At 47.7% G+C, this 26,519-nt stretch carries 28 protein-coding genes; 27 read left to right on the plus strand and 1 reads right to left on the minus strand.

Going from position 1 to position 26,519, the window contains the following annotated elements; genetic code table 11:
* Positions 1–9: 9 nt before the first annotated feature.
* The 12 genes from hisC to AC2CGA_RS00680 all read left to right on the plus strand — a co-directional run bounded on the left by hisC (position 10) and on the right by AC2CGA_RS00680 (position 11,132).
* Positions 10–1,092 (plus strand): histidinol-phosphate transaminase, encoded by a 1,083-nt coding sequence (gene hisC, locus AC2CGA_RS00625; protein ID WP_139885587.1) that lies wholly within the window; start codon positions 10–12, stop codon positions 1,090–1,092.
* A 51-nt stretch (positions 1,093–1,143) separates the two neighbouring features.
* Positions 1,144–2,259 carry a prephenate dehydrogenase gene (locus tag AC2CGA_RS00630; protein ID WP_024085534.1) on the plus strand — a complete coding sequence of 372 codons (1,116 nt, stop codon included), beginning with the start codon at positions 1,144–1,146 and terminating at the stop codon, positions 2,257–2,259.
* A gap of 11 nt (positions 2,260–2,270) precedes the next feature.
* Positions 2,271–3,557, plus strand: coding sequence for a 3-phosphoshikimate 1-carboxyvinyltransferase (gene aroA / locus AC2CGA_RS00635; RefSeq protein WP_003153479.1), 1,287 nt, complete (start codon positions 2,271–2,273; stop codon positions 3,555–3,557).
* Positions 3,558–3,875: 318 nt separating this feature from the next.
* The gene (locus tag AC2CGA_RS00640) at positions 3,876–5,147 is read left to right on the plus strand and encodes a tetratricopeptide repeat protein (RefSeq protein ID WP_003153480.1); all 1,272 of its coding nucleotides are present in this window, start codon (positions 3,876–3,878) and stop codon (positions 5,145–5,147) included.
* Positions 5,148–5,220: 73 nt separating this feature from the next.
* Positions 5,221–5,760, plus strand: a complete 540-nt coding sequence (locus AC2CGA_RS00645; RefSeq protein WP_003153482.1) for a ReoY family proteolytic degradation factor — start codon at positions 5,221–5,223, stop codon at positions 5,758–5,760.
* A gap of 54 nt (positions 5,761–5,814) precedes the next feature.
* Positions 5,815–6,261, plus strand: a complete 447-nt coding sequence (locus AC2CGA_RS00650) for a YpiF family protein (protein WP_003153483.1) — start codon at positions 5,815–5,817, stop codon at positions 6,259–6,261.
* Between the two features lie 137 nt (positions 6,262–6,398).
* Entirely contained in the window at positions 6,399–6,902 is a 504-nt protein-coding gene (locus AC2CGA_RS00655) for a Rieske (2Fe-2S) protein (RefSeq protein ID WP_003153484.1), read from the plus strand.
* 1 nt (position 6,903) lies between these two features.
* The gene (gene qcrB, locus AC2CGA_RS00660; protein WP_003153485.1) at positions 6,904–7,578 is read left to right on the plus strand and encodes a menaquinol-cytochrome c reductase cytochrome b subunit; all 675 of its coding nucleotides are present in this window, start codon (positions 6,904–6,906) and stop codon (positions 7,576–7,578) included.
* Positions 7,579–7,609: 31 nt separating this feature from the next.
* Positions 7,610–8,377, plus strand: a complete 768-nt coding sequence (locus tag AC2CGA_RS00665) for a menaquinol-cytochrome c reductase cytochrome b/c subunit (protein WP_003153486.1) — start codon at positions 7,610–7,612, stop codon at positions 8,375–8,377.
* Positions 8,378–8,483: 106 nt separating this feature from the next.
* Positions 8,484–9,077, plus strand: coding sequence for a lipoprotein heptaprenylglyceryl N-acetyltransferase LhaT (gene lhaT, locus AC2CGA_RS00670; protein WP_024085533.1), 594 nt, complete (start codon positions 8,484–8,486; stop codon positions 9,075–9,077).
* Positions 9,078–9,144: 67 nt separating this feature from the next.
* On the plus strand, positions 9,145–9,927 hold the full coding sequence (gene ypjB, locus AC2CGA_RS00675) for a sporulation protein YpjB (RefSeq protein ID WP_014305298.1): 783 nt from the start codon (positions 9,145–9,147) through the stop codon (positions 9,925–9,927).
* Positions 9,928–9,956: 29 nt separating this feature from the next.
* Positions 9,957–11,132: an oxalate decarboxylase family bicupin gene (locus AC2CGA_RS00680; protein WP_015388073.1), complete on the plus strand. Its 1,176-nt coding sequence runs from the start codon at positions 9,957–9,959 to the stop codon at positions 11,130–11,132.
* A gap of 23 nt (positions 11,133–11,155) precedes the next feature.
* Here the strand turns inward: AC2CGA_RS00680 and AC2CGA_RS00685 are convergent, their stop codons facing one another.
* Positions 11,156–12,028 carry a YitT family protein gene (locus AC2CGA_RS00685; protein ID WP_003153493.1) on the minus strand — a complete coding sequence of 291 codons (873 nt, stop codon included), beginning with the start codon at positions 12,026–12,028 and terminating at the stop codon, positions 11,156–11,158.
* Between the two features lie 142 nt (positions 12,029–12,170).
* Here AC2CGA_RS00685 and AC2CGA_RS00690 point away from each other — a divergent pair, with 142 nt between their 5' ends.
* The 15 genes from AC2CGA_RS00690 to asnS all read left to right on the plus strand — a co-directional run bounded on the left by AC2CGA_RS00690 (position 12,171) and on the right by asnS (position 26,427).
* Positions 12,171–12,506 (plus strand): nucleotide pyrophosphohydrolase, encoded by a 336-nt coding sequence (locus AC2CGA_RS00690; RefSeq protein WP_003153495.1) that lies wholly within the window; start codon positions 12,171–12,173, stop codon positions 12,504–12,506.
* Positions 12,507–12,514: 8 nt separating this feature from the next.
* Positions 12,515–13,318, plus strand: coding sequence for a 4-hydroxy-tetrahydrodipicolinate reductase (gene dapB, locus AC2CGA_RS00695; RefSeq protein WP_003153497.1), 804 nt, complete (start codon positions 12,515–12,517; stop codon positions 13,316–13,318).
* A 23-nt stretch (positions 13,319–13,341) separates the two neighbouring features.
* Positions 13,342–13,755 carry a methylglyoxal synthase gene (gene mgsA / locus AC2CGA_RS00700; protein WP_003153499.1) on the plus strand — a complete coding sequence of 138 codons (414 nt, stop codon included), beginning with the start codon at positions 13,342–13,344 and terminating at the stop codon, positions 13,753–13,755.
* Positions 13,748–14,461: a bacillithiol biosynthesis deacetylase BshB1 gene (gene bshB1, locus AC2CGA_RS00705; protein WP_003153501.1), complete on the plus strand. Its 714-nt coding sequence runs from the start codon at positions 13,748–13,750 to the stop codon at positions 14,459–14,461. Before mgsA ends, bshB1 begins: the two co-directional genes overlap by 8 nt.
* Positions 14,458–15,591, plus strand: a complete 1,134-nt coding sequence (gene bshA, locus AC2CGA_RS00710) for an N-acetyl-alpha-D-glucosaminyl L-malate synthase BshA (protein ID WP_014305295.1) — start codon at positions 14,458–14,460, stop codon at positions 15,589–15,591. Before bshB1 ends, bshA begins: the two co-directional genes overlap by 4 nt.
* 4 nt (positions 15,592–15,595) lie before the next feature.
* Positions 15,596–16,786, plus strand: a complete 1,191-nt coding sequence (locus AC2CGA_RS00715; protein WP_003153504.1) for a CCA tRNA nucleotidyltransferase — start codon at positions 15,596–15,598, stop codon at positions 16,784–16,786.
* Positions 16,771–17,748 (plus strand): bifunctional biotin--[acetyl-CoA-carboxylase] synthetase/biotin operon repressor, encoded by a 978-nt coding sequence (locus AC2CGA_RS00720; protein ID WP_003153505.1) that lies wholly within the window; start codon positions 16,771–16,773, stop codon positions 17,746–17,748. The genes AC2CGA_RS00715 and AC2CGA_RS00720 overlap by 16 nt, the downstream gene beginning before the upstream one ends.
* Positions 17,749–17,992: 244 nt before the next feature.
* On the plus strand, positions 17,993–18,826 hold the full coding sequence (gene panB / locus AC2CGA_RS00725) for a 3-methyl-2-oxobutanoate hydroxymethyltransferase (protein WP_032857093.1): 834 nt from the start codon (positions 17,993–17,995) through the stop codon (positions 18,824–18,826).
* Between the two features lie 3 nt (positions 18,827–18,829).
* A complete protein-coding gene (panC, locus tag AC2CGA_RS00730; protein ID WP_025852668.1) occupies positions 18,830–19,690 on the plus strand; it encodes a pantoate--beta-alanine ligase in 861 nt (286 codons plus the stop codon).
* A 1-nt stretch (position 19,691) separates the two neighbouring features.
* Positions 19,692–20,075, plus strand: a complete 384-nt coding sequence (gene panD, locus AC2CGA_RS00735; RefSeq protein WP_003153510.1) for an aspartate 1-decarboxylase — start codon at positions 19,692–19,694, stop codon at positions 20,073–20,075.
* 121 nt (positions 20,076–20,196) lie between these two features.
* The gene (dinG, locus tag AC2CGA_RS00740; protein ID WP_139885588.1) at positions 20,197–22,983 is read left to right on the plus strand and encodes an ATP-dependent DNA helicase DinG; all 2,787 of its coding nucleotides are present in this window, start codon (positions 20,197–20,199) and stop codon (positions 22,981–22,983) included.
* A 147-nt stretch (positions 22,984–23,130) separates the two neighbouring features.
* Positions 23,131–23,301, plus strand: a complete 171-nt coding sequence (locus AC2CGA_RS00745; RefSeq protein WP_003153512.1) for a YpmA family protein — start codon at positions 23,131–23,133, stop codon at positions 23,299–23,301.
* 9 nt (positions 23,302–23,310) lie between these two features.
* On the plus strand, positions 23,311–23,796 hold the full coding sequence (tseB, locus tag AC2CGA_RS00750) for a cell wall elongation/penicillin-binding protein regulator TseB (RefSeq protein WP_014305291.1): 486 nt from the start codon (positions 23,311–23,313) through the stop codon (positions 23,794–23,796).
* A gap of 22 nt (positions 23,797–23,818) precedes the next feature.
* Positions 23,819–25,000 (plus strand): pyridoxal phosphate-dependent aminotransferase, encoded by a 1,182-nt coding sequence (locus AC2CGA_RS00755; protein ID WP_058906141.1) that lies wholly within the window; start codon positions 23,819–23,821, stop codon positions 24,998–25,000.
* Positions 25,001–25,134: 134 nt separating this feature from the next.
* Positions 25,135–26,427, plus strand: a complete 1,293-nt coding sequence (gene asnS, locus AC2CGA_RS00760; protein WP_003153515.1) for an asparagine--tRNA ligase — start codon at positions 25,135–25,137, stop codon at positions 26,425–26,427.
* Positions 26,428–26,519 lie beyond the last annotated feature (92 nt).

The raw sequence follows: 26,519 nt of genomic DNA on the forward strand, positions 1-26,519 counted from the left end.
TGACTGGATTTGCAGATTAAAGAACAGCTGCGGCAGCTGAAACCGTATCAGCCGGGCAAACCAATAGAAGAAGTGAAAATGGAATACGGGCTTGAAAAAGTAGTAAAACTCGCTTCTAACGAAAATCCGTTCGGCTGTTCACAGGCCGCAAAAGATGCGCTGCATCAGGAGATTGAGCAGCTTGCGCTGTATCCCGACGGTTACAGTGCCGCTTTGAGAACGCGGCTCAGTGAGCATCTGCAGGTCAGTGAATCTTCGATCATTTTCGGCAACGGCTCTGATGAGCTAGTGCAGATTATCTGCCGTTCTTTATTAAATGATCAGGCAAACACGATTACCGCCGCCCCGACTTTCCCGCAATACAGACACAATGCGGTGATTGAAGGCGCTGAGGTGCGCGAGGTGCCGCTCCGCAGTGACGGCGCTCATGATTTGGACCGGATGCTGGAAGCAATTGACGGCGAGACGAAAGTCATATGGGTATGCAACCCCAATAATCCGACGGGGACATATACTTCTGAGCAAGAGCTAATTGCCTTTTTAAACAGAGTCCCCGAGCATATACTCGTTGTACTTGATGAAGCGTACTACGAGTATGTTACGGCGGACGATTACCCTGAAAGCATTCCGCTTTTAAAGCAATATCCGAATGTCATGATCCTCCGCACCTTCTCTAAAGCGTACGGACTTGCCGCGCTGCGTGTCGGATACGGCATTGCGGACGAAGCGCTGATCCGCCAGATTGAACCGGCGAGAGAGCCGTTCAATACGAGCAGAATCGGTCAGGCTTCGGCACTGGCAGCGCTTGACGACCACACATTTATTCAGGAATGCGTCGAGAAAAATAAAGCGGGCCTCAAGCAGTATTATGATTTTGCGGAAACTCACGGATTAACTTGTTATCCTTCACAAACCAACTTTGTGCTCATTGATTTTAACCGTCCGGCGGATGAACTGTTCCAAGTCCTGTTGGAAAAAGGATATATCGTCCGTTCAGGACAGGCGCTCGGATTTCCGACAGCGTTAAGGATTACGGTCGGTACGAAAGAGCAGAATGAGGAAATTCTCACAATCTTAGCTGAAATATTATAAGAGGTGATCAAGCATCACCTCTTTGCTCTATTAAAATAGTTGAAAAAGGAAATGAGTGAAATGAAGGATACTATATTGCTTGCGGGGATCGGGCTGATCGGCGGATCGATCGCATTGGCCATCAAAAAGGAGCATCCGCATAAACGGATTATCGGTGTGGATATTTCGGAAGAACAGCTCACTGCCGCGCTGAAGCTCGGAATTATTGACGAGCGGGCCGGCTCATTGACGGAAGGGGCGCAGCAAGCGTCTGTTGTCATTATCGCCACGCCTGTCGCCCAAACGCTGAAAATGCTCGATATGCTGGCCGCATCAGACATCACCCATGAACTCCTGATTACGGATGTGGGCAGCACGAAACAGAAAGTCGTCAGCTACGCCGATAAAGTGCTTCCGGCTCATTATCAATTTGTCGGCGGCCATCCGATGGCGGGGTCTCATAAATCCGGGGCCGCTGCCGCCAAAGAATTTTTATTCGAAAATGCGTTTTACATTTTAACACCCGGAAAATCAACTTCTAAAGAGTCAGTAACGCATCTGAAGGAGCTTTTGAAAGCGGCAAACGCCCACTTTGTGGAGATGACTCCCGAGGAGCATGACGGCGTAACGAGCGTCATCAGCCATTTCCCTCATATCGTTGCTGCAAGCCTCGTCCATCAGGCTCATCATTCTGAAGAAAATTATCCGTTTTTGAAGCGTTTCGCAGCCGGCGGTTTTCGGGACATCACCAGAATCGCCTCAAGCAGTCCGGCGATGTGGAGAGACATACTTCTTCATAACAAAGATAAACTGCTTGACCGCTTCAAAGAATGGAAACGGGAGATTGACACGATCGAATCTTATGTAGAAAATGAAGATGCGGACAGCCTGTTCGGATATTTTAAAAAAGCGAAAGATTATCGCGACGGCCTGCCGCTCCGTCAAAAAGGAGCGATCCCGTCCTTTTATGACCTTTATGTCGATGTTCCCGATCATCCGGGGGTCATTTCGGAAATTACGGCGATACTGGCAGAAGAAAAAATCAGTATCACCAACATCCGCATTATCGAAACAAGAGAAGATATTAACGGAATTCTCAGAATCAGTTTCCAGACTGATGATGACCGGAAGCGCGCGGAAACCTGCATTCAATCCCGCGCCAAATATGACACATTTTACGCTGACTGAGGTGGAAAACATTGAAAAGAGAAAAAGTGACGTCTTTAAACGGTGAAATTCATATTCCGGGGGATAAATCCATCTCCCACCGTTCTGTTATGTTCGGAGCGCTTGCGGAAGGAACGACAACGGTAAAAAACTTTTTGCCCGGAGCCGATTGTCTGAGCACCATTGCCTGCTTCAGAAAAATGGGTGTCTCCATTGAACAAAACGGAAGTGATGTAACGATATACGGAAAGGGCATTGACGCACTTTGTGAGCCTGACAGCCTTCTTGATGTCGGAAATTCCGGCACGACCATCCGCCTGATGCTCGGCATTTTAGCCGGACGCCCATTTCACAGTACGGTAGCGGGTGACGAAAGTATTGCAAAGCGCCCGATGAAGAGGGTGACGGAGCCTTTAAAACAGATGGGAGCCGCGATTGACGGAAGAGCGGACGGAGGGTTTACGCCTTTATCCGTAAGAGGCGGACAATTGAAAGGCATAGATTACGTCTCCCCTGTTGCAAGCGCGCAGATCAAATCTGCCGTGCTGCTTGCCGGATTGCAGGCTGAAGGGACGACGACCGTCACTGAGCCTCATAAATCAAGAGACCATACGGAACGGATGCTGAACGCTTTTGGCGCCGAGCTTGCGGAAACGGAGACGAGCGCTTCCGTAACGGGCGGTCAGAAGCTTCGGGGAGCCGATATTTTCGTGCCCGGCGATATTTCTTCAGCGGCCTTTTTCCTCGCGGCAGGCGCTGTCGTTCCCGGAAGCCGGATTGTGCTGAAAAACGTCGGCCTGAACCCGACACGCACGGGAATGATTGATGTCTTAAAGCAAATGGGGGCTTCACTTGAAGTGATTCCTTCAGAAGCGGACAGTGCGGAGCCTTACGGAGACCTGGTTATTGAAACCTCAGCTCTGAAAGCGGCAGAAATCGGCGGAGAAATCATTCCCCGTTTAATTGACGAGATCCCGATTATCGCCCTTTTGGCAACGCAGGCTGAAGGCACAACTGTCATTAAAGACGCTGCGGAGCTGAAGGTGAAGGAAACGAACCGGATCGACACCGTCGTATCAGAGCTCCGGAAAATTGGCGCAGACATTGAACCGACTGAAGACGGCATGAAAATACACGGCAAAAAAACGCTTGCGGGCGGAGCCGATGTGTCAAGCCACGGCGACCACCGCATCGGCATGATGCTCGGTATCGCTTCATGCCTGACAGAAGAGCCGATCGACATCCGTGATACAGAGGCGATCCATGTCTCATATCCGACATTCTTTGAGCATTTAGATCAATTAGCCAAAAAAGCCTGAAGACGATTCTTCGGGCTTTTTTCTTCATGTGTCATAAAATCTTGGGCTTTGACATAGCTTGTCTTAAACAGAAAACTAAAAGAAAGGGGGAATGCGTTTTCGTTACAGAAACAGCCGGAACAAATTGCGCTGTTTGCGTATAAAGATGCCGTCCCCTTTTTTGCCGTTTTCCTCTTAACCATTTTCTGATAAACTATAATGCCGGGTGAAGCATCTTATTTGCGGGCAGGCCCTGTCTGAATTATGATAAGAATAACCCGAATAAAAACCCTTTTCATTTGGTTGATGAGGTATAGGAAAAGAAAGGACCGGTCTGATTTGAATACATTGATTCAAGAAGCCATAAAATTAGTTGAAGCAGGTGAAACCGAAAAGGGACTCAAAGCGCTTTCAAAAGCTGAAACAGAGCTTCATGACGAAGACAAAGCCATTGCAGCCCAGCTCTACTATGAATGGGGAAACGCCGAAAAAGCGTTAGCGCTGATCAGTGATCTGCATGACCTCTATCCGGGTGAGTCTGAGCTGACGAATTTTTACGCCGAATTGTTAATAGATATTGATGAAGAAGAAAAAGCTCTTGAGGTGCTGGAGACGATTTCTCCGGAAGACCCGTCTTACGCGGAAAGCCTCCTTTTAATGGCTGATCTGTATCAGATGCAGGGCTTATTTGAAGTAAGTGAGCAAAAGCTGTTACAGGCGAAAGCGATGTTACAAGATGAACCTGTTATTGATTTCGCTCTGGGGGAATTATACTTCACTCAGGGATCATATGCAAAAGCCGTTCCTTACTATGAAGAGACGGCAAAAGAACGGCACGAAATCGGCGGCGTAAACGTTCATCAGAGGCTGGCTGAGTCATTGAGCGCGGCGGGTGAATTTGAGGAAGCGATTTCATGGTATGAAAAAGCGGCGGCAGAACATACAGAACCGAATACGATTTTCGGGTACGGGTTCACAGCCTATCAGGCGGGAATGGTCAAAACAGCCATCAAGCAGCTGTCTGATTTAAAAGGGCTTGATCCTTCCTATTCATCGCTTTATATGCCGCTTGCAAAAAGCTACGAGGCAGAAGGCATGTATGAAGATGCATTAAAAACCGCTAAAGAAGGTATTACTTACGATGAATACAATAAAGAGCTTTTTCTCTATGCGGCGAAAATGGCGTTAAAGCTCGGCAGCGAAGAGGAAGGCAAAAAGCTTCTTCAGGAAGCGCTGGCGCTCGATCCGGGTTACGTGGAAGCGCTCCATACGCTTTTAGCCGTCTATCATAAAGAAGAAAGCTTTGAAGAGATTATTGATCTGATTCAGGAAGTCCGCGGCTACGGAGAAGAAGATCCGAAATACAATTGGTATTTGGCGGGGGCCTATACAGGCCTGGAGCAATACGCTGAAGCGAAAAAAAGCTTCGAAGCTGCGTATCTCCATTATCAGGATGATCGGGATTTCTTATATGAATACGCTCACTTCTTATTGGAAGAGGGTCTCCAGAAAGAAGCGCTGCCGCTTTTAAAACAAGTGCTTTCAATGGATGGAACAAACGAAGAGCTTGAAGAAACAATCTTACGGATAGAGGATGAATTTTTAAGATAAGCAGGATTTTGGACCATGCTTGCTGAATGTATAAGTGATGTCAGATTATACGATCGATAGAGGAGGGAATTACATGCAGACCCCTGTTTCTGTCAATGAAAAAAAGGATTTTATCCGTTGGTTTTTAAATCATTATCAGCTTAAACGCCGGGAGTGCGTCTGGATTTTAAATTATTTAATGAGTCATGATTCATTAATGGAAAAAGTCCATTTTGTAGAACAAGCCGAATTTTGCCCGAGAGGCATTATCATGTCTACTCATTGCGTTGATGAGGTGCCGTTTAGGTTTTACAAAGAAAATGTCATGACTACGGACGCGGAAAAATCTTTTCACGACATCCGGTTAAATAAACAGCAGGATTTATTTATCCAGCTGAATTTCCGTTCGGCCTACAGCTCACCGGAATATGCCGCTGTTCTTGAATCAAATCCGCATCTGCCGAAAGACCTGTTTGAAAATAAACAGGATCAGGGGATGGCTGAAAAAATATTAGAACATGCCATTTCCACTTTCCAGCGGGAAAAGCTGCTTAAAGATATCGACGAGGCGCTGGACCGCCACGACAAAGAAACATTTGAAAAGCTTTCCCGCCAATTGAATCAGCTCACATAAATGACAGCCTTGCAGAATATGCAAGGCTTGTTGCGTAAAGAGGAGGAACGAGACATGAGATGGAGGGCCGCTGATGCCGATGCCTATTTACAATCTGCGGATTACATTGATACCGCTGTCATTCCGTTAATTTCCATAACGTCTTCAGGAGGCTTAAAAGAGGCCGTTGAACAGGGGGAAAGCACCCAATTGCTTTCTGAAGAGCTTGAGCGCCAATTGAAGGGACGGGTATATTTATTCCCCTCTTATACATATGTTGATATAGACCAATCACAAATCGCCCTGCTTCAAAAACTCAAAGAAGAGGTGATGACCAACTTCAGGCACGCCTTGTTCCTGACGGCAGACGAAAAATGGAAGGATTCTGAAATAGGGTCTGATGTCATATACATACCTGCCGTTCCGTTTGAACATATGAAAGACTCTTTAAAGAGAAAAATTGCGGATGACAAGTGCGGAGAAATTTTGAACGTTTTGTTACAGAAGTGGAACAATTCTTAAAAACTCCAGGCATCCTGCAAAACACCCGTTTTGCCTCTGTTGACCTTGCTGAAAGATTCATATATTATGAGGGTGTCAAATCTCAGAATTATTTTCTATTTTAGTTAATTTTTGGTCAATCTTTAGGGGGGGAAGAGATGGGCGGAAAACAAGATATATCAAGAAGACAATTTTTAAACTATGCGCTCACCGGCGTGGGGGGATTTATGGCCGCCAGTGCGCTTATGCCTATGGTCCGTTTTGCGCTGGATCCGGTATTAAAACCGACGGGAGATCAAAAAATGGTGCAGGTTGTCAGTGTGGATGAGCTGACGAAGGAGCCGAAGCGGTTTGACTTTAAAATTCATCAAGTCGACGCCTGGTACGAATCGGAAGAATCCAGGTCAGCCTGGGTTTACAAGCATGGGGATGAAATTATAGCGCTTTCTCCGATCTGCAAGCATTTGGGCTGCACCGTAAACTGGAACAATGATCCTAAAAATCCGAACAAATTCTTTTGTCCCTGCCATTACGGGCTGTATGAAAAAGACGGCACGAACGTTCCGGGCACGCCGCCGCTCGCGCCTCTTGACCGTTATGAGCAAAAAGTAAAGGACGGCTTTTTGTATCTTGGAAAAGCAAAGCCTAGGGGGGAAGGGTGACATGCTGAATAAAATTTATGACTGGGTGGATGAACGTCTCGATATTACGCCGATGTGGCGGGATATCGCCGACCATGAAGTGCCGGAACATGTAAATCCCGCTCACCATTTCTCGGCTTTTGTCTATTGTTTCGGCGGTTTGACGTTTTTTGTAACCGTTATCCAAGTGCTCTCCGGGATGTTTTTAACGATGTATTATGTGCCGGATATAAAAAACGCGTGGGAATCTGTGTATTATTTGCAGAATGAAGTCGCTTTCGGGCAGATTGTAAGGGGTATGCACCATTGGGGCGCAAGTTTAGTCATCGTGATGATGTTTTTACATACGCTGCGGGTTTTCTTTCAGGGAGCTTATAAAAAGCCTCGGGAATTGAACTGGATCGTCGGTGTTCTGATCTTTTTTGTGATGCTCGGTCTCGGATTTACAGGGTATTTGCTTCCGTGGGATATGAAGGCGCTGTTTGCGACAAAGGTAGGTCTTCAGATTGCCGAGGCGACGCCATTGATCGGAGCGCAGGTGAAAACTCTTCTTGCCGGCCACCACGATATTGTCGGCGCTCAAACGCTGACGAGATTTTTTGCGATTCACGTATTTTTTCTCCCTGCCGCTTTGTTTGCGCTCATGGGCGCCCACTTTGTTATGATCCGCAAGCAGGGAATTTCAGGACCGCTTTAATACAAATCTGATATAAAAGGGAGGGGATGACATGCACCGGGGGAAAGGAATGAAGTTTGTAGGAGATTCAAGGATACCGGCTGAAAAAAAACCGAATATACCGAAAGACTATTCAGAGTATCCTGGAAAGACAGAGGCGTTTTGGCCGAACTTTCTGCTGAAAGAATGGATGGTCGGGGCCGTTTTCCTCGTCGGGTTTCTCGTTTTAACGATTGTGCACGAGCCGCCTTTGGAACGGGTGGCGGATCCTACGGATACAGGGTATATTCCGCTGCCGGATTGGTATTTTCTATTTTTATACCAGCTTTTAAAATATGAATATGCCGCAGGGAGCTACACCGTTATCGGAGCGATGATTATACCGGGGCTTGCCTTCGGGTCGCTGCTTTTGGCTCCGTTTCTCGACAGGGGGTCTGAAAGAAGGCCGTGGAAGCGTCCGGTTGCCGTCGGGATGATGCTTTTGGCGCTTTGCGCTACGGTCTTTTTAACGTGGCAGTCAGTCGCGACACATGACTGGGCGAAGGCGGAGGAGCAAGGGAAAATTAAAAAAGAAGCCGCCATTGATACTGAATCAGACGGTTATAAGGTATTTAAAGAACAAGGCTGTATTTCCTGTCACGGGGATAATCTTCAAGGGGGGGGCGCCGGTCCGTCCCTGGTCGATAACGGGCTGAGCCCGGAAGAAATTAAAAAAATCGCCGTCAAAGGGAAAGGGCAGATGCCAGCCGGTATTTTTAAAGGGAATGACAAACAGCTTGATCAGCTGGCGAAGTTCATTTCTGAAACGACAGCGAAATAACGTATTGTGAAGTAGACAACAGCAGGATATACTTTATGAAAAGAGCTGACCGGATGTCAGCTTTTTTTGCATGATACATACTTTTTACGGACTGAGAGTTGATGGTATGAGGTGGATTTCTTATCTTTTAGGGTTGCGCGGCATGCTTCTGCTTGTTCTTGCCGTTAATTTTATCGGTACGGTGTACGGCTATTATTGGTATGTGCCGCAGCTTGCGGACACGCCGTTCCGATTTCTGATATTTGTGCCTGACAGCCCGACGGCGACGTTTTTCTTCCTGTTTGTGCTTCTGGCATTTCTCATGAGAAGAAACGCGCCGCTGTTTGAAGCGCTGGCTCTTGTAACCCTTGTAAAATACGGGCTGTGGGCGGTCGGAATGAATGTCTTTGTGCTGGTCAAAATGGGGCAGATGCCTTGGGAAGGGTACATGCTGATTGCTTCACATTTTGCCATGGCCGTTCAAGGCGTTTTATACAGCCCGTATTTTCGGTTCCGGTTATGGCATCTTGCCGTTGCCGCTGTTTGGACGCTTCATAATGACGTCATTGATTATCTTTTCGGCATGATGCCCCGCTACTCAATGCTCAATGACTATATGCAAGAGATCGGCTATGCTACATTCTGGCTGAGCATATTTTCACTCGGCCTTGCATACTATTTGGTGATTTCTAAAAGACGGATAAAGCTTGACTTACACTGATAGAATCTTGGTCTAACCTTGTCCCGCTCCTCATATTCTGTAAAGAGAAGGAGTGGGAGGGACCTCTATGAAACGAAAGCTGACGATCTGTCTTTTACTTGCTCTTATGTGTTTCATCACAACTGCCAAAGCTGAAGATGAGGGCGGTCTCAAGGAACTGAACGACCTTTCGGATACCGTTTTCCAAATGACGCGGCATTCGCAGTATGATGAGGCTCTGCAAGTGCTTGGCTACTTTAAGAAAAAAATGACACACGTAAACTCACTGAGCGGCGCCGAAGTCAGGCAGGTGACTCTGGGTTTCAATGATTTAGTGCGCGTCCTGAAACAGGCAGACGCCTCAGATACCGAAAAAATCCGGGCAGCCGCCCAGTTCAGGTTGGTAATGGATGCGATGGAAGACCACTCCGATCCGCTGTGGGGTTCGCTTGAAAGACCGATTATGGCGACATTCAGCGCCTTAAAAGAAGATGTCAGCGGAAACGGAAGTGGAAATTTCAATGAAAAGTGGAATGAATTTATATCATTATATGATTTAATTTATCCCAGCCTGACAATGGATGTGTCGGCCGGCCAGCTTGATACGGTGGCGAAACATATCGAGGTGATTGAGCAGGAAGGGTTTCAGCAGATGACAAAAGGAACAAAGCTTGAGCGTCTGACGCTCCTGCAGCAGGATTTAAAGCGGGTTTTTGACAAGGTGGAGCGGGATGACGCTGACCCTTCGCTGCTCTGGGTCATTCTGACAACAGGCGGTATCATTATTACTGCGCTGACATATGTCGGCTACCGAAAATACAGAGCGGAAAAAAAGAAAGAGAAAAAGCGTGAGTATCCTAAGTCTAAATAAACACAAATTGCTGTAAAGGAGCTAAGTCAGTGAAAAAACTCATCCAGCAATTGGCTTCAAAACACCTCCCGCAGCCGATCAGAGGCAGAAAAGGGGCGACTGACGAAGGACCGCGAAACCTCGCGCGTGACTTCCAGAATCCTGACATGCTCGTTCCGCCTTCAACGGATGCAGGAACGGTTCAAAACTTGAAATTCTCATTTTCTGATACGCATATGAGGCTTGAAGACGGCGGATGGTCCAGAGAGGTGACGGTCAGGGAACTGCCGGTATCCAAAAACATCGCGGCGGTGAACATGAGGCTGAAACCGGGAGCTGTGCGGGAGCTTCATTGGCATAAAGAAGCCGAATGGGGATATGTGATTAACGGAGGAGTACGTTTAACTGCGGTCGATCAAAATGGGCGGAATTTTATTGATAACGTAAGTGAAGGGGACCTGTGGTATTTTCCTTCCGGCATTCCTCATTCCATTCAAGGATTAGAGCAGGGAAGTGAGTTTTTGCTCGTCTTTGATGACGGCTCTTTTTCAGAAAACAGCACCTTTTCAGTAACGGACTGGTTTGCCCACACCCCGCGCAGCGTGCTGGAGGCGAACTTCGGTGTTCCGGGTTATGAGCTGGCTTACATTCACAAGAAAGAGCGTTATATGTTCCAGTTGGAACCGCCGCCCCCAATTGAGCGGGCAGCAGTCTCTTCCCCGGAAGGCCCCGTTTTAGAGCCGTTCAGCTACAAGCTTTCCCGGCAGGAGCCTCTTGTTACCAGCGGGGGAAGAGTAAAGATTGTCGATTCAAAAACGTTTAAGGTGTCAAAAACGATTGCTGCAGCTCTTGTGGAGGTCGAACCCGGAGGCATGAGAGAATTGCATTGGCACCCGAATACGGACGAGTGGCAGTATTACCTTTCAGGAGAAGCGAAAATGACGGTGTTTGCGGCGGAGGGAAGAGCGCGGACATTTAACTATCAAGCGGGTGACGTAGGATATGTTCCTGTTGCAATGGGACATTATGTTCAGAATACCGGTGACACCGTGCTTCGCTTTCTGGAAATCTTCAAAAGCGACCGTTTCGAAGACGTCTCCTTAAACCAATGGCTGGCACTGACGCCGCAGCGCTTCGTCGAGCAGACGCTCAATGTCAGTCCGGCATTCGCCCGCCGATTGAAAAAGAAAAAATCACCGGTTGTCAAATGGAAACACGAACAGTAAAGGCGGCAAAAGCCGCCTTTTTATTATCGTCTGATCGGATTTTTATTTTCATCAAGCGTAAATCCTTCGCCGAGCACATCATGGACGTCGCTTACTGCAACAAAGGCGTGCGGGTCAACGGAAGTGATGACGCTTTTCAAAAGCACAATTTCGTTTTTCGGAACGACGCAGTAAAGAACGTCCCTGTCTTCTTTTGTATATGATCCCTGTCCTTTTAAAACGGTGACGCCGCGCTCCATCTCTTCAATGATTTTTTGCTGGATCAAATCGTTTTTCGAAGAAATAATCGTTGCCCCTTTTGCGGCATAGCCGCCTTCCTGTATAAAATCAATCAATCTCGCAGCGACAAAAACGGCTACAAGCGTGTACATCGCTTCCTTGTAAGAAAGATACGTAAACAAAGAAAGCAGAATGACACAGGCGTCAAAGGCAAACATCGTCCGGCCCATCGGGATTCCGAAAAATTTGTTGATCAGCCGAGCGATGATATCGACCCCGCCCGTCGTGCCGCCGTATTTAAAAATAATGCCGAGACCCGCGCCGATAAAAACACCGGCGAACAAGGCGGCCAGCGCTAAATCATGCGACAGCGGCATATGAATTTCGTAGCGCTGAAAAACACTCAGAAAAACGGAAAGAGAGACGGTGCCGATCAGGGTATAGACAAACATCGTCCGGCCGAGCATACGCCAGCCGATGAAAAAGATAGGAATGTTTAATACCAGGTTGGAAATAGAAGGGCTGATGTGGAATAACGCATATAAAAGCAGCGTAATGCCGGTAAATCCGCCTTCCGCCAAATTGTTCTGCATATTAAAGTGAACCAGTCCGAATGAAAAAACAGCGGCGCCGATTAAAATAAAGCAAATGTTTTTGATTCTGATTTCTCCAAGCATTGCATCAAACCCCTTTTCCTTCCATAAGATTGCGTAAATATTATAGTGGATACAAAAGAAAACAGCAAACTGCCGTTTTTAACATTTGTCAAATGTACTTGAATTAGCTAACATGGAAGAGATGACAGGAGGTATTCGCACAGTGAGTGACAAAACGATGAAAGACTTACAAGCTGAGGTCGATGAATATATCGGCCAATTCAAAGAAGGCTATTTCAGCCCGCTTGCCATGATGGCCCGTCTCACGGAAGAACTGGGCGAACTTGCAAGAGAAGTCAACCATTATTATGGGGAAAAGCCGAAGAAAACGACGGAAAATGAGAAAAGCATGGAAGAGGAAATGGGCGATGTGCTGTTCGTTCTGATCTGCCTCGCCAACTCCCTTGATATTTCATTGGAGGAAGCTCATAACCGCGTCATGCATAAATTTAATACACGTGATAAAGACCGCTGGACTAGAAAAGAAGAAGGAAAGTAGGAGAAACCATGTCAAATGAAACCATTAAAGTCGTCATTGCCGGACCGAGAGGCAGAATGGGCCAGGAGGCCGTAAAACTTGCCGTCCGCACGCCTCATTTTGAGCTTGTCGGCGCCATTGACCATACATACGATCAGCAAACATTGCGGGAAGTGATGTCAGCTGATTCAGACGCTCTTATTTATACGGATATCCGCGCATGTTTCCAAGAAACAAAACCGGATGTGCTGATCGATTTGACAACGCCTGAAATCGGCAAAAAACATACGAAAGCCGCTCTTGAACACGGCGTCCGTCCCGTTGTGGGAACGACCGGATTTTCTGAAGCGGATTTAGAGGAGCTTCAAGCCTTGACTGAAGAAAAAGGAATCGGCGCCATCATCGCTCCGAATTTTGCATTGGGCGCGGTGCTGATGATGAAGTTCTCACAAATGGCCGCCAACTATTTTGAAGATGTAGAAATCATTGAGCTTCATCATGATCAAAAGCTGGATGCCCCGAGCGGAACGGCGCTGAAAACAGCGGAAATGATTTCAAGCGTCCGTACAGAAAAGCAGCAGGGCCATCCTGATGAAAAAGAAATTCTGCCGGGCGCCCGCGGTGCTGAATTAAACGGCATCCGCCTTCACAGCGTGCGTCTGCCGGGCCTTATCGCCCACCAGGAAGTCATGTTCGGCATGGACGGCCAAACGCTGAAACTGCGCCATGACTCCTATAACCGGGCTTCCTTTATGTCTGGAGTGAAGCTGTCAGTGGAGCAAGTGATGAAAATCGACCAGCTTGTATACGGACTCGAAAATATTATCGACTGAATCGGCAAGGGGGAGAACATCAAATGAAAATTGCTTTGATTGCTCACGATAAAAAAAAGCAGGATATGGTTCAGTTTACGACCGCATATAAAGATATATTGAGCCATCATGAGTTATACGCGACGGGTACGACAGGCTTAAAAATCCAGGAAGCGACCGGATTGTCCGTTGAACGTTTTCAATCCGGCCCGCTCGGCGGAGATCAGCAAATCGGCGCATTGATTGCGGCAAACGCCCTGGATCTCGTCATTTTTCTGCGCGATCCGTTAACTGCGCAGCCTCACGAACCGGATGTCTCCGCGCTGATCCGGCTGTGTGACGTATACGCGATCCCGCTCGCCACAAATATGGGAACAGCGGAAATCCTCGTCCGGACGCTGGACGGCGGGGCATTTGATTTCCGCAATCTTGTGCGCGGAGGAGAGCCGAATGTCTGAACACGTTGATATCCTGGCGTTCGGCGCCCATAGTGATGATGTCGAGATCGGTATGGGCGGCACGATCGCAAAATTTACGGCTCAAGGAAAAACCGCGGTGATATGCGATTTGACCGAGGCCGAACTATCATCTAACGGAACGGTAGGGATAAGAAAAGAAGAAGCGGCAGAGGCGGCACGAATTCTCGGCGTAAAAGAGAGAATCCAGCTTACGCTTCCCGACCGCGGGCTTTTGAAAAGTGAGGACGGCATCCGCCGGATTGTCAGTGTCATCAGAGCCTGTCGGCCGAAAACCGTTTTCATGCCTTATCCGAAAGACCGCCATCCTGACCACGGCAATGCGGCGGCTTTGGTCGAAGAGGCGGTGTTCTCGGCGGGGATTCATAAATACAGAGATCATCAGGAACTGCCGGCTCATAAGGCTCAGCGCGTATACTATTATATGATCAACGGGTTTCACCGTCCGGACTTTGTAATCGACATAACGGAAACCATCGATCTGAAAAAAGAAAGCCTGCACGCCTATCAAAGCCAGTTTATTCCTACGGCGCAGTCAGTGAACACACCGCTGACCAACGGTTATATCGAAATGGTGGAAGCGCGGGAAAGACTGTATGGCAAAGAAGCCGGGACGGGGTATGCTGAAGGCTTCTTTTCAAAACAGCTTCCCGTTTTGAATGATGATGTTTTTGGGGGCGGACAATGAGACCATTAAAAATAGGGATTACATGCTACCCGAGTGTCGGAGGCTCGGGTATTATTGCGACGGAACTCGGCAAGCTGCTTGCGGAAAAAGGGCACCAGGTTCATTTCATCACATCAAGCATCCCGTTCAGATTAAATACATATCATCCGAATATTCATTTTCATGAGGTGGAAGTCAACCAATACGCGGTATTTAAACACCCGCCTTATGACCTTACGCTGGCGAGCAAAATCGCCGAGGTGGCCGCGAGGGAAAATCTTGATATCATTCACGCGCATTATGCGCTGCCGCATGCGGTATGCGCTTATCTAGCCAAACAGATGCTCAAGCGTGACATCGGGATCGTGACGACGCTTCACGGTACAGACATCACCGTCTTAGGATATGATCCGTCATTAAAAGATTTAATCCGTTTTGCCATCGAAGCGTCCGACAGAGTGACGGCGGTATCAACCGCGCTTGCCGGAGAAACATATGACTTAATCAAGCCGGATAAAAAAATTGAGACCATCTACAACTTTATTGATGAACGTGTTTATCTTAAGAAAAATACAGAGAGTATAAAAGAGAAACATGGTATTTTGCCGGATGAAAAGGTCGTCATCCATGTTTCGAACTTCAGAAAAGTAAAACGTGTTAAAGATGTCATCCGCGTTTTCCGTAATATCGCAGCCAACACAAAGGCGAAGCTCCTGCTTGTCGGTGACGGGCCGGAAAAGTGCGTCGCTTGGCAGCTTGTCGAAAAATACGGACTGCAGGATCAAGTGCTGCTCCTCGGAAATCAGGACAGGGTGGAAGAGCTGTATTCCATCAGCGATCTTAAGCTTCTTCTGTCTGAAAAAGAAAGTTTCGGACTCGTCCTCCTTGAGGCGATGGCCTGCGGCGTGCCGTGCATCGGAACAAATATCGGCGGCATCCCGGAAGTGATTAAAGATCAAGTAAGCGGTTTTCTGGTGGAAGTCGGCGATATTCAGGCGGCATCTGAAAAAGCGCTTGCCGTTTTAGAAGATAAACAGCTCAGCAAACGATTGACTGATCATGCGCTGAAAATGGTGGAGACCTCCTTTTCTTCGCAAAGAATCGTCAGTCAGTATGAACGGATTTATGACGAATTGGCAGGACCGGAGTGATCTTATGGAACAGGAATTTGTCAAAGCCCTCCCCATCCTTCATCATCTGATGAAGGCGGGCCATCAGGCGTACTTTGTCGGGGGAGCCGTCAGAGACAGCTATATGAAACGAAAAATAGGTGATGTGGACATCGCAACCAGCGCTTCGCCGAATGAGGTGGAGCGCCTCTTTAAGCGGACTGTCGATGTAGGAAAAGAGCACGGCACCGTCATCGTCCTGTGGGAAGATGAAACCTATGAAGTCACCACTTTTCGTGCCGAATCAGAATATAAGGACTATCGGCGCCCGGAAGCTGTGCGGTTCATTACTTCTTTATCAGAAGACTTAAAGCGGAGAGACTTAACGATTAATGCGATGGCGATGTCTGCCGAAGGAGAGCTGCTTGATTATTTCGGAGGCGCACATGATATCGGACAAAAGCTGATCCGTACGGTGGGTAACCCTGAAGACCGTTTTCGGGAAGACGCTCTGCGGATGATGAGAGCCGTCCGCTTTATGAGTCAGCTCGGCTTTCTGTTAGAAAAAGAAACAAGAGAGGCCGTCATAAAAGACAGGGAGCTTTTGGCACATGTATCAGTAGAACGAAAGACCGTCGAGTTTGAAAAGCTGATGCAGGGCGCTTTCTCACAAGAAGCGATTCAAACGATGGTGCAGACAGGTCTGATACAAGAGCTGCCCGGCCTTTCCGGTTATGAGCAGCAAATGCTTGAAGCAAGCGGCTTTCCGTTTTCTTCTTTAGATGCACGCGAAGAACGCTGGGCAGCGCTGTTATTGTTTCTCGGTCTTTGTCCGAAAAGTGCCGAGGCGTTTTTAAAACAATGGAAACTGCCGGGAAAGGTCATAAAAAAAGCGGTGCAGATCATAAGCGTTTATCCGGCGCAGCTGGAAGCAGAAGCGATGTACCGAGCGGGAGAGGCGCTGTTTTCAGCCGTTAAAATCGGGATGCTGAAACAGCATAAGACGATTGATGAACAAAAGCTGAAAGAGGTTCAGAGCCTGTATGAGCAGCTGCCGATCAAAAGCCTTCGAGACCTCGACATTTCAGGCGCTGATCTGATGGAGCTCAGAAACCGCCGCGCGGGTAAATGGGTGGCCGAAGAACTTCGCCGGATTGAAGAAGCGGTATTGGCAGGGAAGCTTCCTAACCGAAAACATGACATAAAGGAGTGGCTCGCATCATGGGATCAACATTAAGAACCCGATTAATTGATTTATTTTCTGAGGCGGGTGACGGCTTTATCTCCGGGCAGAAAATAAGTGACGCGCTCGGCTGCTCGAGAACCGCCGTTTGGAAACATATAGAGGAGCTCCGCAAAGAGGGCTATGAGGTTGAGGCGGTCAGACGAAAAGGGTACAGGCTCATTAAAAAACCGGGGAAACTCAGTGAATCCGAAATCCGTTTCGGGCTGAAAACAGAGGTTCTGGGCAAACAGCTTCATTACCGGGACGTCCTGCCGTCCACCCAAAAAACCGCTCATGAACTTGCCAATGACGGCGCGCCGGAAGGGACCCTCGTAGTCGCCGATAAACAAACGGCAGGCAGAGGAAGAATGGCCAGAGTATGGCATTCACAGGAGGGAAACGGGATTTGGATGAGCCTCATTCTGAGACCCGACGTTCCTTTGCAAAAAACGCCGCAGCTCACCCTGTTATCCGCCGTTGCGGTCGTACAGGCCATCGAGGCTTTTACAGGCGTACAGGCCGCCATTAAATGGCCGAATGATTTAATGATTCACGGCAAAAAAGCCGTCGGGATTTTAACTGAGCTGCAGGCGGAAGAGGACCGTGTCCGTTCGGTTATTCTCGGGATCGGCATCAACGTGAACCAGCAGGAAACCGATTTTCCCGGCGAGCTTCAGGACATTGCGACGAGCCTGAGCATGGAAGCCGGTGAAAAAATTGACAGAGCGGGTCTGATACAAGAGATTCTGCTGACTTTTGAAAAACGCTATCAGGATTACTTGAACCACGGCTTTACACCGATCAAGCTGCTATGGGAAAGCTATGCGGTCGGACTGGGGAACGAGCTCAGAGCGAGAACGCTGCAAGGAACGTTTTACGGGAAATCGCTCGGCATTGATGATGAGGGAGTTCTTCTTTTGGAAACGAGAGACGGTATAAAGAAGATCTATTCTGCTGATATTGAGCTCAATTAATCTTAGTTGGTACAAGCCTCGTGAATTTGGTATACTTCCTATGGGCAGTATCATAATGAACTGCACCTGATCAGCAGAACAGAGATTACGAAAAGTCTGCCTTGATCCAAAAAAGGACTGGGACAGAGGGATGACATTCGCCGAACGTTAAACAAGTGGGAATCCTTCTTATTTTACAGAAGGCTTTTTTGCTTGCGAAGAATTGGCGGCTCATCTCCTCACCGTTTAGAGGAGGAGAAACAGAATGAAAACAAAACTGGATTTCATGAAAATGAAGGAAAACGGAGAGCCGATCGTGATGCTGACCGCTTACGATTATCCGCAGGCAAAGCTTGCGGAACAGGCGGGAGTCGACATGATTTTAGTCGGGGATTCGCTCGGAATGGTCGTGCTCGGACTCGATTCAACCGTCGGCGTAACGGTCAGGGACATGATTCACCATACAAAAGCGGTAAAACGCGGTGCGAAAAATACGTTTATCGTAACTGACATGCCGTTTATGTCTTACCACCTTTCAAAAGAGGATACATTGAAAAACGCCGCGGCCATTATTCAGGAAAGCGGCGCGGACGCGTTAAAGCTGGAAGGCGGAGACGGCGTTTTCGAATCCATCCGCGCGCTGACTCTCGGCGGAATTCCCGTCGTCAGCCATTTAGGCCTCACACCGCAGTCTGTCGGCGTATTAGGCGGATATAAAGTGCAGGGAAAAGATGAGCAAAGCGCGAAAAAGCTCATTGAAGACAGCATCAAATGCGAGCAGGCGGGAGCGATGATGCTCGTGCTTGAATGTGTGCCTGCTGAACTGACTGCTAAAATAATAGAAGAAGTATCCATTCCCGTCATCGGAATCGGAGCCGGTTCAAAAGCGGACGGCCAAGTCCTTGTCTATCATGACGTCGTCGGCCACGGCGTGGACAGAACACCGAAGTTCGTGAAGCAATACGCCAAAATCGACGGCACGATTGAGTCGGCCCTCAGCGATTATGTCCGTGATGTGAAAGAACGGGTTTTCCCGGAAGAAAAGCATTCCTTTCAGATAAACCAAACTGTGCTGCAAGGCTTGTACGGAGGAAAGTAAGCGATGAAACAACTGACAGAAACTCAACAGCTGAAAGAATTAATTGCACAATACCGCTCAGAAGGCCGGACGATCGGATTCGTCCCGACAATGGGTTTTCTTCATGAAGGACACCTGACCCTGGTTGAAAAAGCAAACAAAGAAAACGATATTGTCGTGATGAGCATCTTTGTCAATCCGACTCAATTCGGACCGGGCGAGGATTACGAAGCATATCCGCGAGATTTAAAGCGCGATGCCCGGCTTGCAGAACAGGCGGGAGCAGATGTTTTGTTTACGCCGTCTCCGAGTGACATGTATAAGGGCGAGCAAAATGTTGCCGTGCAAGTGAAAAGGAGAACTGACGTGTTGTGCGGCGCCTCCCGCGTCGGCCATTTTGACGGAGTGGCCACTGTGCTGACGAAGTTTTTCAATCTCGTTAAACCGACCCGCGCCTACTTCGGCCTGAAAGATGCCCAGCAGGCAGCGGTTGTGGACGGATTGATTGAGGATTTCTTTATGGATATCGAATTGGTTGCAGTGGACACGGTCAGAGAAGAAGACGGACTTGCCAAAAGCTCTCGCAACGTCTATCTGACTGAGCAGGAACGCAAAGAAGCGCCGATGATCTATAAAGCATTGCAGCAAGGTGCCGAACTGGTCAGAGACGGTGAAAGAAATCCGGAAACCGTTATAAAAACCGTCACCGGTATCATCGAAAACACAAGCGGCGTCATTGATTATGCCGAACTGTACGCTTATCCGGAGCTGACTCCGCTTAAAACATTAAACGGCAAGGTCATTCTGGCCTGCGCCGTCCAATTTTCTAAAGCCAGACTGATTGATAATATCATTATTGATATTGATGAATGGGAGAGATCATAATATGTACCGCACTATGATGGCCGGAAAACTGCACCGCGCTACCGTGACGGAAGCCAATTTAAACTATGTCGGCAGCATCACGATTGATGAAGATCTTTTAGATGCCGTCGGAATGCTCGCTAATGAAAAAGTTCAGATTGTGAATAATAACAACGGAGCGAGACTTGAAACGTATATTATTCCCGGTAAGCGGGGGAGCGGCGTCATCTGTTTAAACGGAGCTGCCGCCCGTCTCGTCCAAGAAGGAGATAAAGTCATTATTATTTCTTATCAAATGATGTCTGATCAGGAAGCAAAAAGCCATCAGCCGAAGGTGGCCGTTCTGGATGATCAGAATAAAATCGAGCAGATGCTGGGCCAGGAGCCGGCACACACGATTTTGTAAAAGAGCCCCCTTCATGGGGGTTTTCTTTTAAGATTTAGGGGCAAAAGCTGTTTTTCCGCTCCATTTCCCAACAAAACGTGTTACACTTTTCTCGTATGCAAGAATTGAGGTGTCCATTTTAATGAACAAACAACGGTTCGTTGTCATAGATGTCGAAACAACAGGAAATTCGCCGAAAAAGGGCGATAAAATCATTCAAATCGCAGCGGTTGTCATTGAAAATGGACAAATAACTGAGCGGTTTTCAAAATATATCAATCCGAATCAGGCCATCCCGCCGTTTATTGAACAGCTGACCGGAATTTCGTCCGGAATGGTTGAAAATGAACTGCCGTTTGAAGCGGTCGCAGAGGAGATTTTTCATCTGCTTGACGGCGCGTATTTTGTTGCCCACAATATTCATTTCGACCTCGGATTTGTCCGGCATGAACTGAGCGAAGCGGGCTATGAGCTGCCGGATTGTGAAGTGCTTGATACGGTTGAGCTTTCGCGTATTGTTTTCCCGGGGTTTGAAGGATATAAGCTCGGTGAGTTGTGCGCAGAGCTGAATATTGTTCATGACCGCCCTCACCGCGCAGACAGCGATGCGGAGGTTACGGGCCTGGTCTTTTTAGACATTTTACATAAACTGAAACATCTGCCTTTACCGACGTTAAAGCAGCTTAGAAGGCTTTCACAGCATTTTATCAGCGATTTGACGCTGCTTTTGGATTCTTTTATACATGAAAGCAGGCCGGCGGAAGAAAAGAGCTGCATTCCATACGCCTCTTTTTCAATTAAAGAGCCCGATCACATTCCGGTTTCCCGTCCGGTGAATGCGGCCATTGACCTTGAAAAGTGGAACGAAGAAAAAGAACAGATCTTGTCCGGCATCATCCCCCGCTATGAAAAGCGGAAAGGACAGCTTACGATGATGGATGAAGTGCTTGGCGCCTTCTGCAATCGGGAGCATGCGCTGATTGAAGCGGCGCCCGGCATCGGAAAAACAATCGGTTATCTCGTTCCGGCTGTTTTATTTGCCAAAGCGGAACAAACTCCCGTCATTATCAGCACGTACTCTACTCTTTTGCAGCAGCAGATCATGTCTAAAGATCTTCCGCTTTTGGAGCGTATGTTTCCTTGGCCGGTCAAAGCTGCTATTTTAAAAGGGAAATCACATTATCTGTGCCTGCCGAAGTTTGAACATATTCTGCATGAGGAAGATGACAACTATGATGCGGTTTTGACGAAAGCGCAGCTTCTCGTCTGGCTGACGGAGACTGAAACGGGCGACGCCGCTGAGCTGAATCTTCCATCAGGCGGCAGATTGCTGTGGGAGCGCATGGCTTACGGTGAGAATTCTTTTATGAAAAAAGGGAAGGACTCGGCTGCGGGGTTTTATGAACGGGCTAAAGAAAAAGCGCAGGCCGCAGATCTGATTATCACAAACCATGCTTTGCTGTTTTCAGATCAAAGCAGTGAAACGAAAAAACTGCCTGCAAGCGGAACGGTCATCATTGATGAAGCGCATCATTTCGAACGCGCCGCCAGCGAGCACCTGGGGAAGAGAGCTTCATACATCGGACTGCACACAAAGCTCAGCCGAATCGGGACCTTAAAGGAACACGGACTGTTAAAGCGGATGAGAAAACTGTTTTATACGTATGAACTGCCGGCGGAAAGTTTTTTTGACGCCGATGAGTGGATGAAGCATATTCAATCGGAAAGCGACGCATTTTTCAGTTCAGTGCATTCTTTTGTCAAACGAAGAAAACCTAAAGACGATCTGAACCGTCTCGTCTATAGTCTCAATCATAAAAGCCAGGATAAAGGGTTTCACATGATAACGGACGGAGCGGAGCGGCTTTGTGCGATGCTTGATCAGCTGCTTGACATGTTTTCCGTACAGGAGAAACTGTTACATCAAAAGCTTGATCAGATGAAAAGCGGAGCGGCTTTTTTAGCGGGCGAATATGTAAAGTGTATCAGGGGGCTGAAAGAATATCGCGATACGTTCAGCAGGCTGCTGTTTGAAAATGATGAGAAAGAAGCCGTTTGGGTTGAAATTGATGCGAAGGGCGCAAAAAATGCAGTCAGCATCTATGCGCAGCCTTTGGAGCCCGGTGAAATGCTGGCAGACCAGTTTTTCGCCCGCAAAAAAAGCGTTGTGCTCACATCAGCGACCTTAATGGTGGAGCAGTCTTTTCAATTTATGATTGAAAGGCTCGGACTTGCGGATTTTTATCCGCGCACCAAAAGCATCCCGTCTCCTTTTTCTTACGATGATCAGATGAACGTCATCATTCCGAAAGAGATGAAATCCGTTAAATATGACGGGGAGCGGGAAGTCATTGAGCATATTGCCAAGTATGCAGAAATCATGTCAAAGGGAAAACAGCCGAAGATCCTTGTCCTGTTTACGTCTCATGATATGCTGAAAAAAGTGTATCAGGAACTGAAACTCAGTATGGAGATCTCAGGCATTCAGCTTCTCGCCCAAGGTATTTCAGGCGGGAGTCCCGGTAAATTAATGAAAACCTTTAAAACGGCAAGCCGGGCGATTTTGCTCGGGACGAATCATTTCTGGGAAGGCGTTGATTTTCCGGGGGATGAATTGTCAACCGTCATGATCGCAAGACTTCCTTTCAGGGCGCCTGATAATCCGCTTCACGCCGCAAAATGCGAATTTGCCAAGAAGCAGGGGAAAAATCCGTTTCAGACGATTTCCCTGCCTGAGGCCGTGTTAACGTTCAGACAGGGGATCGGGCGCCTGCTCCGTACGGCGGGAGACAAGGGAACGATCGTTCTTTTAGATCAGCGTGTAAAGACGGCGGGATACGGACGGCTGTTTCTTGAAGCGCTCCCGACTTCATCCCTATTGGAGCTGACGGATGCCGAACTCGGGGCTTATGTCAGCCAAACGGAATAAAAGCCGCATAAACGCGGCTTTCGTGGTGTGGGATGAGGAATTGTTTTTATAGTAAAAGCGGGTTCATGCCGCCTTGTGATTTTATTATGCCGCGGGCGCATCCCGTTATGACTAACAAAATTTGTTCGACCGATGGAGGGTATAAAAATGGAAAGCAAAATTGAAATTCTGTCAACGATTAATGTGGAGCATTCAGATGATTTATATAAAATCGTCGATACATTAAACCGGACTTTGAAACGGGACAACCTGATGTTCGGCCTTGCGCTCGACGAAGAAAATCAAAATGAAGCGGTCTTCACCATTTATCGCACATAGGTGAAAAAGATGAGAAAAAAAGCATTAATATTTACAGCCGTATTTGGTATTATTTTTTTAGCAGTTCTTTTATTTTCGGCCAGCATTTTTAAATCTGCAATGGCTCAAAAAGAAGAAGGCCACGAAACAGCTGCCGCAGCCGCTAAAGAAAAAACGAATCTGACAGACGCTGAGAAAGTGGAGACCTTTGTCGGCAAACAGAAATATTATGTTGTTACCGGAACGGATAAACATGGAAAAGATATGTATGTATGGGTTCCGGCCGACAAAAAAGCAAAAATTCTCTCAAAAAAAGCCAGTGACGGCATTTCAAGCGGCAAGGCTGCCAAGATCGTTCGGGACGAAGGGCTTGTTTCCAAGCTGAATGGCGTTCACCCGGCGAGAGAAAACAATGTTCCGTTATGGGAAGTGACCTATATCAACAAAAGCGGGCAGTATAGCTTTAGCTATGTGGACTTTACAAGCGGCAAGATTCTCAAAAACATCACACCGTGAGACGTATTAGGGGGAGTTCAAGTTGAAATTGGCAAAAAGAGTATCCGCATTAACACCGTCTGCAACACTTGCAATTACCGCAAAAGCGAAAGAGCTGAAAGCGGAAGGCCATGATGTCATCGGCCTCGGAGCAGGAGAACCGGATTTTAATACGCCTCAGCACATTATAGATGCCGCGGTGCGTTCCATGAATGAAGGCCACACAAAATATACGCCTTCAGGCGGTCTGCCGGCCTTGAAAGACAGTATCGCAAAAAAATTCAAAAACGATCAGGGGATTGAATATAAGCCGTCAGAAATCATTGTCTGCACCGGAGCGAAACACGCTCTGTATACATTATTTCAGGTCATTCTCGATGAAGGGGACGAAGTGATTATACCGACTCCTTACTGGGTCAGCTATCCTGAGCAGGTGAAACTGGCAGGGGGGCGTCCCGTCTATGCAGAAGGGCTGGAATCCAATCAGTTTAAAATTTCACCGGAGCAGCTGAAGCAGGCTATCACCGAGAAAACAAAAGCGCTCATTATCAATTCACCGAGCAACCCGACAGGTGTTATGTATACGAAAGAAGAGCTTTCGGAACTCGGAAAAGTGTGTCTGGAGCATGACATTCTGATCGTTTCTGACGAGATTTATGAGAAGCTTACATACGGAGGAAAAAAACACGTCTCAATCGCACAGCTTTCAGATGAATTGAAAGAGCAGACGATCATCATTAACGGCGTTTCGAAATCTCACAGCATGACGGGCTGGAGGATCGGCTATGCGGCGGGTTCGGAGACGATTATTAAAGCGATGACGAGCCTTGCGAGCCACAGCACATCCAATCCGACGTCCATCGCTCAATACGGCGCCATTGCGGCCTATAACGGGCCGGCTGAGCCGCTTGAAGAGATGAGACAGGCATTTGAGGACAGACTGAATACCATTTACGCTCAGCTCAGTGAGATTCCCGGATTCACCTGTGTCAAACCTGAAGGGGCGTTTTACTTGTTCCCTAACGCCAAAGCGGCCGCAGAAAACTGCGGATTCAAAGATGTCGATGAATACGTCAAGGCGCTTCTGGAAGAAGAAAAAGTCGCCATCGTGCCGGGCTCGGGTTTCGGTTCACCGGACAACGTCCGCTTATCTTACGCAACGTCACTCGATCTTTTAGAAGAAGCGGTCAAGAGAATCCGCCGCTTTACGGAAAAACACAGCTGATTCTGAAAAAGCGGCTTTTAAAGCCGCTTTTCACTTGCATTGACCCCGTTAGAGTAGAACGGGTATAATAAAGTGATGAAAAAAGAGATTCAGGCAGATTCCTGAATGTCTTTCTTGTTCTGGAGGGAAAGAGTTTGAAAACAACAATCAACCAAGTGTATAAACACACAGGCGAGGAAGTAACGATTGGAGCTTGGGTCGCTAATAAACGCTCAAGCGGTAAAATCGCATTTTTACAGCTGAGAGACGGTACCGGTTTCATTCAGGGAGTTGTCGTCAAAGCTGAAGTAGAAGAAGACATCTTCCAAATCGCGAAATCAGTGACGCAGGAAACGTCACTTTATGTAAAAGGAATTGTGAAAGAGGACGAGCGTTCACCGCTTGGCTATGAGCTTGCTGTTACATCCATTGAAGTCATTCACGAAGCGACTGATTATCCGATTACGCCTAAAGAGCACGGTACGGAATTCTTAATGGATCACAGACATTTATGGCTCCGTTCGAAACGCCAGCACGCGATTATGAAAATCCGTAACGAAATCATCCGTGCGACTTATGAATTTTTCAACAAAGAAGGCTTCGTGAAAGTTGATCCGCCGATTTTGACGGGAAGCGCTCCCGAAGGCACGACTGAGCTGTTCGCGACGAAATATTTTGATGAAGACGCCTTCTTGTCTCAAAGCGGCCAGCTGTATATGGAAGCAGCTGCAATGGCGCTCGGAAAAGTATTCTCTTTCGGACCGACGTTCAGAGCGGAAAAATCGAAAACGAAACGCCATCTCATCGAATTCTGGATGATTGAGCCTGAAATGGCATTTGTTGAATTTGAAGAAAACCTTGAAGTTCAGGAGAATTATGTTGCATACATCGTACAAAGTGTGCTGGAACATTGTAAGATCGAGCTGAACACATTAGGAAGAGACACATCGAAGCTTGAACAAATCAAAGCGCCATTCCCGCGCATTACGTACGATAAAGCGATTGAATTCCTGAAAGAAAAAGGCTTTGACGATATTGAGTGGGGAGATGACTTCGGTGCGCCGCATGAAACAGCGATCGCAGAAAGTTATGACAAACCGGTGTTTATCACTCATTACCCGACGTCATTAAAACCGTTCTATATGCAGCCTGCCAAAGATCGTGACGATGTCGTGTTATGTGCCGACTTAATCGCTCCGGAAGGCTACGGGGAAATCATCGGCGGTTCAGAACGCGTTCATGATATGGATTTATTGGAAGAAAGATTAAAAGAACACGGTCTGGATTCAGATGCTTACAAATGGTATGCTGAACTCAGACAATACGGTTCTGTTCCGCACTCCGGCTTCGGCCTCGGACTTGAGCGGACAGTGGCTTGGATCAGCGGAGCGCCTCACGTGCGTGAAACGATTCCGTTCCCGAGACTTCTGAACCGTCTGTATCCGTAATAGTTATGAAAAACGAAGTCTCCTGCAAGGGAGACTTTTTCTAAGTAAAGGGGAAAGCTCCCGGAGATAACCTTTTACAATAAGAGGTGTAA

Source organism: Bacillus sp. SYZHCR11 (assembly GCF_057196865.1).